General features: G+C 63.2%; 8 protein-coding genes. 6 read left to right on the top strand and 2 right to left on the bottom strand.

What is annotated here, in order from left to right:
* Positions 1-307 precede the first annotated feature (307 nt).
* Both HX875_RS28605 and HX875_RS28600 read right to left on the bottom strand, forming a co-directional pair.
* Positions 308-1,354, bottom strand: coding sequence for an L-idonate 5-dehydrogenase (locus HX875_RS28605; protein ID WP_177047907.1), 1,047 nt, complete (start codon positions 1,352-1,354; stop codon positions 308-310).
* Positions 1,355-1,367: 13 nt separating this feature from the next.
* Complete coding sequence (locus HX875_RS28600; RefSeq protein ID WP_177047905.1) at positions 1,368-2,141, bottom strand: glucose 1-dehydrogenase; 774 nt, start codon at positions 2,139-2,141, stop codon at positions 1,368-1,370.
* Between the two features lie 179 nt (positions 2,142-2,320).
* Between HX875_RS28600 and HX875_RS28595 the strand changes: the two genes are divergently transcribed.
* The 6 genes from HX875_RS28595 (at position 2,321) to HX875_RS28570 (ending at position 8,356) form a co-directional block, all read left to right on the top strand.
* The gene (locus HX875_RS28595) at positions 2,321-3,193 is read left to right on the top strand and encodes a LysR family transcriptional regulator (protein ID WP_177047904.1); all 873 of its coding nucleotides are present in this window, start codon (positions 2,321-2,323) and stop codon (positions 3,191-3,193) included.
* Positions 3,194-3,318: 125 nt separating this feature from the next.
* Positions 3,319-3,939, top strand: coding sequence for a glutathione S-transferase family protein (locus HX875_RS28590; protein WP_177047902.1), 621 nt, complete (start codon positions 3,319-3,321; stop codon positions 3,937-3,939).
* Positions 3,940-4,093: 154 nt separating this feature from the next.
* Positions 4,094-5,014, top strand: a complete 921-nt coding sequence (locus HX875_RS28585; RefSeq protein WP_177047900.1) for a LysR family transcriptional regulator — start codon at positions 4,094-4,096, stop codon at positions 5,012-5,014.
* Entirely contained in the window at positions 5,014-5,913 is a 900-nt protein-coding gene (locus HX875_RS28580) for a LysR family transcriptional regulator (RefSeq protein ID WP_177047899.1), read from the top strand. Before HX875_RS28585 ends, HX875_RS28580 begins: the two co-directional genes overlap by 1 nt.
* Before the next feature lie 2 nt (positions 5,914-5,915).
* Positions 5,916-6,881, top strand: a complete 966-nt coding sequence (locus HX875_RS28575; protein ID WP_177047898.1) for a pyridoxamine 5'-phosphate oxidase family protein — start codon at positions 5,916-5,918, stop codon at positions 6,879-6,881.
* Positions 6,882-7,015: 134 nt separating this feature from the next.
* Positions 7,016-8,356, top strand: coding sequence for a PQQ-dependent sugar dehydrogenase (locus HX875_RS28570; RefSeq protein WP_177047896.1), 1,341 nt, complete (start codon positions 7,016-7,018; stop codon positions 8,354-8,356).
* Positions 8,357-8,593 lie beyond the last annotated feature (237 nt).

Genomic DNA, 8,593 nt, shown 5'->3' with positions numbered 1-8,593 from the left:
CGCTTTAGATTTTGATGTTGCCTTTGCTTCACCACACTCAAGCCGGCCTGTAGGCCGCTGTGCTCTGGCTTTTGATCTTGATCTTGATCTTAGGCGCCCCGTTAAACCACGCTGGCCGAACGCAGGTACGCCCCGTCGCGGCGGCCCGCTTCTTGGCGTCCGTTGTCACGGGACAGGCCCATGCTTACTTTTACGCTGTTCAAAAGTGAGCCGTTGTAAGAGCGGAACCAATATCAGCCATCACCCAAAAAACGGATATGCCCCCGGTCCATCTCCAAAACAGAAGTGCTATTGCCCCATGGCGATTTCAATCACCCACGCCAAAATCCAGCAACACCTTCATCGCCTGGCTTTTATCCGCCGCCAGCTCAAACGCCTTAACCGCCTCGCTGAACGGCACGGTATGAGAGATCACCGGCCGCACATCAATCACCTGGCGGTTGAGCAAATCCACCGCCTGGGCAAACTCCGAATGGAAGCGAAAGGTGCCCCGCAAGTCGATCTCCCGGCTCACCAGCATATTCAACGGCAGCGAGACCTCGCCCCCCAAACCCACCGTCACCAGCACGCTGCGCGGGGCCATGCACTCCAGCCCGTTGCGCAAGGCCTGGGCGCTGCCTGAGACTTCGAACATCACATCAAAGTAGCCTTTTTCAGCGGTGTAGCGCTTCAGCGCGTCGGCATCTTCCGCCAGATTATGGATGCGGCTGGCGCCCATTTTCTCCGCGCAGGCCAAGGGGCCTGCAGCCAGGTCCACCGCTACAATCTCTCCCGCACCCGCCGCCCGCAGGCTGCCGATCAACAGGTTGCCGATGGGCCCGCAGCCGGTGACCAGCACCCGTTTGCCGAACACCACCCCGGCCCGTTGGATGGCATGCAAACCCACGGACAACGGTTCCGCCATCGCACCTTCGGCAAGGCTGACATGATCGGCCAGCAGGTGCGCCTGATGCGTCTCGATCACCAGGCGCTGTTGAAACGCGCCTTGCACATGAGGGAAGGGCATCGCACTGCCGTAAAAACGCATGTTCAGGCAATGGTTCGGCAGCCCTTGATGGCAATAACGGCAATCGCCGCAAGGCCGTGACGGCGAGACGGACAGGCGTTGGCCCACCTTGAACGGTCCGTCTTCCCGGCCCACGGCCTCGATCACCGCCGACACTTCATGGCCCAGCACCATCGGCTCGCGCAGGCGCACGGTGCCGAAGCCGCCGTGCTGGTAGTAATGCAGGTCCGAGCCGCAGATGCCGCCCCGGGCAATGCGCACCCGCAACTGGTCGGGGGCGAGTGCCTGGGGTTCGGCTTGAGGTTCTACCCGCAAATCTTTTGAGGCATGGCAGACAATCGCGTGCATGAAATTCTCCGGGTTACAGCGAGGCGGTGATGCCACCGTCCACGTACAGGATATGACCGTTGACGAAACTCGCCGCGTCGCTGGCCAGGAACACGGCAGCGCCCGCCAGTTCGGCCACGTCACCCCAGCGCCGGCTCGGCGTGCGTTGCACCAGCCAGTCGCTGAACTCGGGGTTGGCCACCAAATTGGCGTTCAGTTCGGTCTTGAAATAGCCGGGGCCGATGCCGTTGATGGTCAACCCGTGTGGGCCCCAGTCGATGGCCATGCCTTTGGTGAGCATCTTCAGCGCGCCTTTGCTGGCAGCATAGGGGGCGATGCCCGGGCGGCCCAGCTCGCTTTGCACCGAGCAGATATTGATGATGCGCCCCCGCTTGCGCGGGATCATCGCCCGGGCCACGGCCTGGCCGACGAGGAAGGCGCTGTCCAGGTTGGTGCTCATCAACTCGCGCCAGTGGGTTTCGCTGTAGTCCTCCAGCGGCCCGCGCCGTTGCATGCCGGCGTTGTTGACGAGGATGTCCAGCGCACCCAGGCGCTCTTCGATATCCGCCACGGCGGCCAGCACTGCGGCACCGTCTGTGACGTCAAACGCCTGGGTGTGCACCTCCAGGCCTTCCGCCGCCAGCAGTGCGGCACTGTCACGCAAGGTGCTGCGGTTGCGCCCGTTGAGCACCACCCGCGCGCCGGCCTGGGCCAGGCCTCGGGCGATGGCCAGGCCTATACCGGCGCTGGAGCCGGTAACCAGGGCCAGGCGGCCGTCGAGGCGGAAGCTGTCTAAAACGCTTTGCATGGCTGGATCTCCAGGTGATCAGCAATCTCAATCCAGGCAGGCCGATCCTGTGCTCATTGTGATAGGCCAGAGCCTGTCATATCGTGTATGGCAGGCCTTACTTCACCGTAGCCGTGGCCCGGCGTCCAATTTTCATTTGTGATCGGGTGATCAAGAATCGTGATAACCGGAGCCTTCTGATGGAACTCAAGCACCTGCGCGCCTTTGTCGTGCTCGCCCAGGAACTGCATTTCGGCCGGGCAGCCGCGCAGTTGTCGATCGTGCAGCCGGCGCTGAGCATGCAGATCAAACTGCTCGAAGGCGGCCTGGGCGTGCGCCTGCTTGACCGCAACCGGCACTCGGTGACGCTGACGGAAGCCGGGCGGGTGTTTCTGCCTGAAGCCCAGGCCACCCTGCACCAGGCCGCCCGCGCCGCCGATGCTGCCCGAGCGTCGAACCGTGGGGAGATTGGTCGGGTGCGCCTGGGGTTTGTCTCCTCGGTGTTGCCGCAGTTGTTGCCTGAATTGATTCGTGCGGTGCACCAGCGTTATCCGCGAATCGAACTGGAACTCAAGGACATGCCCGGTCCGGACCAGGCCGGCGCGTTGAAAAACGGCCAGCTGGATTTTGGCCTGATGCGCTTGCCGGCGGCCTATCCCGGCGTGCAAACCCGCCCGGTGTTGCAGGAAAGCTTTGTGGTGGCGTTGCCCGCCGACCATCCGTTGGCGGCCCAGCACATCGTTCAGCCAGCCGACTTGCTCAAGGTGCCGGTGTTCATCCTGGCCCGGCGCTATGCCCCGGGGTTCTACGACGAGTTCGTCCAGACCGTGGGTGTGCCTTTGGAGATCGCCTCTGAACTTGGGGAGTTCACCACCATGCTCGCGCTGGTCTCCGCCGGCCTGGGCGTCGGTGTGCTGCCGCAGCAGGCCGCCCGGGCGCTGCCGGCCAATTGCGTATCCAGGCATCTTGAACTGGGGACATTCCAGGCCCGTACCGGGCTGGCGTGGACTGAACTGGACAGCGCGGTGAAAACCACCGTGTTCAATCTGATCGGCGAGTTGTTTGGCGAGTGATTGTTTCACCCGGTGAAATGCTGGATTGCAAAAGCTGGCTATTCTGCTGTGGGCCGTAGCGGCGGAAGATAGGCGTCATTGGCCCGATCACCGGGTCGAGTCCCTGGCACACCGCGGAGCCTGTCATGATCAAACTGTACCGTTACCCCTTGTCTGGCCATTCCCACCGGGTCGAGCTGATGCTGTCGCTGCTGGGCGTGCCCGCCGAATTGGTGCTGGTCGACCTGAAGCAGGGCGCGCACAAGACTCCCGAGTTCCTGGCCACCCTCAACAGCTTCGGCCAGGTGCCGGTGATCGATGACGACGGCGTAGTGCTGGCGGACTCCAACGCGATCCTGGTGTACCTCGCCGGCCGCTATGGCAACACCCAGTGGCTGCCGACCGCGCCCTTGGCCCAGGCCCGGGTGCAGCGTTGGCTCTCGGCTGCGGCGGGGCCACTGCACGTCGGCCCGGCTGCCGCCCGATTGGTCACGGTGTTTGGCGCGGCGCTGGATGCCGAGGCAGCCATCCGCCGCTCCCATGCCTTCCTCAATGTGGTGGAGCAACAGTTGGCGCAGAGCCGCTTCCTTGTCGGTGACCAGCCGTCGATTGCCGACATCGCGCACTACACCTACATCGCCCATGCCCCGGAAGGTAACGTCGCGCTGGATGACTACCCGCACGTTCGTGCCTGGCTGGGCAGCATCGAGGCGCTGCCGGGGTTTGTCGGCATGCAGCGCACGGCCGTAGGCTTAACAAAGGATTAAAGGTTTTTGTGGCGAGGGAGCTTGCTCCCGCCGGGCTGCGAAGCAGCCCCAGAAAAAGATAGGAGCGCTGCGCACTCCAGCGGGAGCAAGCTCCCTCGCCACAACCGCTCCCAAACCACAGGGTTGGCGTATGACATTCGATTAAAGGGGCCCCATGGACCGTTTCCAGGAAATGCAGATATTCCTCGCCGTCGCCGAAGAACAGGGCTTTGCCGCTGCGGCCCGGCGCCTGAACATCTCGCCCCCCAGCGTGACCCGCGCCATTGCGGCGATGGAGGCGCGTATCGGCACGCAGTTGCTCTCGCGCACTACCCGCAGCCTGCACTTGAGCGAGGCCGGCCAGCGTTACCTGGACGATTGCCGGCGCATCCTGGCAGAGCTGACGGAGGCAGAAGAGGCGGCGGCCGGCAGCTTCTCGGTGCCGTGGGGGCACCTGACGGTTACCGCGCCGGTGTTGTTCGGCGAATTGTTCGTCGCGCCGGTCCTCGGTGAATACCTGGACCTGTTTGCCCAGGTCAACATCAACGCCCTGCTGGTGGATCGCGTGGTCAACATGACCGATGAAGGCGTGGATGTAGCGGTGCGCATCGGGCACTTGCAGGAGACCGGACAGCAGGCGATCAAGGTCGGCGAGGTGCGCCGTGTGGTCTGCGCCGCGCCGGCCTACCTTGAACGGCATGGCCGGCCACTGCACCCGGGGCAACTGCGGGAGGCGAAGATTGTCACGTCGTCTTCCAGCCAATTGGTCAGTGAATGGCAATTCATCGAAGGCGGCCAGCCATTGAATGTGGCGGTTGATCCACGCCTGGTGGTCACCGCCAACAACGCGGCGATCAACCTGGCGCGCCTGGGCTGGGGCGTCACGCGGGTGCTGTCTTATCAGGTGGCCAGCGATGTGCGTGCAGGCGCACTGGAAATCATCCTGCAAGACTTCGAACCGCCGGCCTTGCCGATCCATGTGGTGTTCCAGAACAGCGCCCGGGTGCCGGCGAAAATCAACACCTTCGTGGACTTCCTGGTCAGTCGGCTGGGGCAGGATGCAGCGCTCAATCCAGCGATAAAGCGGCCTGCGTGATGGACCGCTATCGCGACATGCAGATATTCCAGGCGCTGTCCCGGCAGCCGAGCCTGGCCTCGGCTGGTCGTTTCCTGGGCATCTCGGGGCCTACGGTGATTCGTGCAATTGCCCGGCTGGAGGCACGCTTGCGGGTGCCATTGGTACAGCGCAGCCCCCGGGGCATTCGCCTCACCGAAGCGGGCGTGAGGTTCATGGCGGACTGTTCGCGGATCCTCGACGGCGTGAGCGCCGCCGAAGCCTCCGCCAAGGGCGCGCATGCGCAGGCTGAAGGCAACCTGCGGGTGTTTTTCCCGTTTCTGTTCAGCCGTTATGTGATGGCGCCCTTGTTGGCCGACTACCTGGAGCGTTATCCCGGGGTGAGGGTGTTTGCCCACTACCACGACCATTATCCGAACCTGAATGAAGAGGGGCTGGACGTGGCGGTTGTGGTGGGAGAACTGCCCGAGTCATCCCTGATTGCAAGGCCTGTGGGCCATGTGCGCAACATCGTCTGTGCCAGCCCCGGCTATCTGCAGAACCATGGCGAGCCGCGGCACCCCGAGGCGCTCAAGCAGCATCGGCTGGTCGCAACCCAGGCGTATTCGGAGTGGGTGCAGTGGGATTTCCAAGGCTCCAGCATCAAGGCCCGTGCGCGCCTCGCGTGTACCACGGTGCAGGGTGCGATCAATGCGGCGGTGCAAGGTGCCGGGTTGGTCCGGTGCCTGAGTTATCCGCTCCACGAACACCTGGCGAGCGGTCAATTGCGCCGGGCATTACAGGCCTTTGAACCGCCGCCGCTGCCGGTGCATGTGGTCTACCGCGAAGGGCGCAACGCGTCGATGCGGGTGCGCAGTTTTGTCGATTTCAGCGTGGCGGCGTTGCGTGAACATCCGGCGTTTCATCCACCGAGGGCTTGATCATGAATCACCAGGACGCGTCCCCCGTCTCGCCATGGCATGCCGGCGAGCGGCAGTTGCAGCAGAGTGCCGGCGTGGCCGAGCGCATGGAGGTGATCGGCGCCAAGGTCATACGCGATCACCTGCCGGAACAGCATCGGGCCTTCTATGAATTATTGCCCTATCTGGTGGTGGGTACCGTGGATGATCAGGGACTTCCCTGGGCCACGCTGCTGGAGGGCGCGCCGGGGTTTGTGTACTCGCCGGACCCTTACCGGTTGCGCATCGACAGCCTGCCAGCCGTGGGTGATCCCGCCGCAGCCGGCTTGAAAAAAGGCGCGGCGGTGGGGCTGTTGGGCATAGATCTGAATACACGCCGGCGCAATCGCATGAACGGGGTTGTGGGCACGGCGGGTGTCGATGGTTTTGCCGTGGATGTGGTGCATACCTTTGGTAATTGCCCGAAGTACATTCAACTGCGTGCGGTGGATCCTGAGGGCTCGGGGCCGCGCTCTGCTGCAGGTTTGGTGCAGCGTGCCCATTCCCTTGAAGAGGCGGATCGAGCAGCGATTCGTAATGCCGACACCTTCTTCGTCGCCAGTTATGTGGAGCTTGAGGGGGATGCGGCCAAGCGTTCGGTGGACGTTTCGCACCGGGGCGGCAACCGCGGGTTTGTGCGGGTAGACGCAAATGTGCTGACGATTCCGGACTTTACCGGCAACTCGTTTTTCAACACCTTGGGCAATTTGCAGCTCAACCCGATTGCGGGGTTGTTGTTTGTGGATTTTGCGTCGGGGGATGTGTTGCAGGTGGCCGGGCGGGCGGAGGTGATTCTGGGTGGGGCTGAGTTGGCCACGTTCGAAGGGGCGGAGCGGTTGTGGCGCGTGACTGTGGAGCATGTGGTTCGGCGGGAGGCGGCGCTGGCGTTGCGTTGGCAGTTCGAGGGGTTTTCTCCCTATAGCCTGGCGTTGGGGCCTTGGCGCGCCTGAGGAATGCGGCAGGGCCACTCGTGCGACAGGGTTAAAACTCAATTGCGTGGAAGGCGGTGTTTGGTGCCGGGGAATGACGCAATACTCCGTCGGGATTTTGTTTGCCCACTGCTGGGCTGTCCCGAGGTTTTCCGATGAATGTACCAAGCCGCCTTGCGCTGCTGATCACCACCACGGCTGTTCTCAGTGCCTGTGGTGAGTCTTCCAAACTGCCGTTTCAGGCCGGTGTGGGGCCAAGCCCGCAATTGCCCGAGCCCACCACCTCGCTGATCCCGACGCTCAAGGTGTCCAAGGCCGTCGGTTGGCCCGGCAATGCCCAGCCCACGGCACCCGAAGGGTTCACGGTAACGGCGTTGGCCGAAAACCTTGATCATCCGCGCTGGGTGTACACCTTGCCCAACGGTGACGTGCTGGTGGCCGAGAGTAACCATCCGCCCATGCCTGAAGGCGCCACCGACGGCGGCACGGGTTTGCTCGCCTGGGCGCGTCGTACCGCGATGGGGTTTGTGATGGGCCGGGTGGGTGCCGACGCGCCGAGTGCCGATCGTATTACGCTGCTGCGGGACGCCGATGGCGATGGGCATGCCGAGGTGAAGAGTGTCTTTCTCGATGGCCTGACCTCGCCGTTCGGCATGGCGTTGGTGGGGGATGAGTTGTACATCGGGAATGCCGATGCGGTGGTCAAGGTGCCTTATGTGCGGGGGCAGACTCACATTGACGCGGTCCCGGTGAAGGTCACCGATCTGCCGGCCGGGATCAATCATCACTGGACCAAAAACGTGCTCGCCAATCCTCAGGGCACCCAGCTTTACGTGACCGTGGGGTCCAATAGCAATGTGGGGGAGAACGGGCTGGAAGCCGAGGACGGGCGTGCGGCGATCTGGGAGGTGGACCTGGGCAGTGGCCAGAAGCGGCTGTTTGCCAGTGGGTTGCGTAACCCCAATGGTCTGGCGTGGAAGCCTGGCTCTACGCAATTGTGGACGGTGGTCAACGAGCGGGATGAGATTGGCAGTGACCTGGTGCCGGATTATCTGACGTCGGTGCAGGATGGCGCGTTCTATGGTTGGCCTTGGAGTTATTACGGGGCTCACGTTGATAGCCGGGTGCAGCCGCCGCGGCCGGACAAGGTTGCCCAGGCGATTGCGCCGGACTATGCGCTGGGGACGCATGTTGCGCCGTTGGGGTTGGCCTTTTCTGATGCTCGGGGGATGCCTGCTGCGTTCGCTGATGGGGTGTTTGTGGGGGAGCATGGGTCGTGGAATCGTAATCCGCAGGCGGGGTATAAGGTGGTGTTTGTTCCCTTCAAGGAAGGCAAGCCTTCGGGGGTACCGGTTGACTTTCTCACGGGGTTTTTGAATGGGGATGGGGAGGCTCAGGGGCGTCCGGTGGGCGTTGCGCTGGACGGGCAGGGGGCTTTGCTGGTGGCGGATGATGTGGGGAACAAGGTGTGGCGGGTGGCGCGGGTGAGGCCTTGAGGTTTTGCTGATGTTGGGGGTATATCCGTTATTTGGGTGATGTCTGATATTGGTTCCGCTCTTACAGCGGCTCACTTTTGAAAAGCGCAAAAGTAAGCAAAACGCTCTTGCCCCACCACTCGGCACCTCGCCTAGGCTCGGTGTGCCCGCACTCCGGCATTACTCCGCGGGCCGCCGCGACGGGGCGTCCCTGCCCCGTCGCGGCTAAACCGGCGTCCTGCCGGTTTACCCGCTCCG

The sequence above is a fragment of the Pseudomonas yamanorum genome, assembly GCF_013386765.1.
In the GTDB taxonomy this organism is placed as follows: Bacteria; Pseudomonadota; Gammaproteobacteria; order Pseudomonadales; family Pseudomonadaceae; genus Aquipseudomonas; species Aquipseudomonas yamanorum_A.
This window is presented reverse-complemented; position numbering and strand designations above follow the sequence as displayed.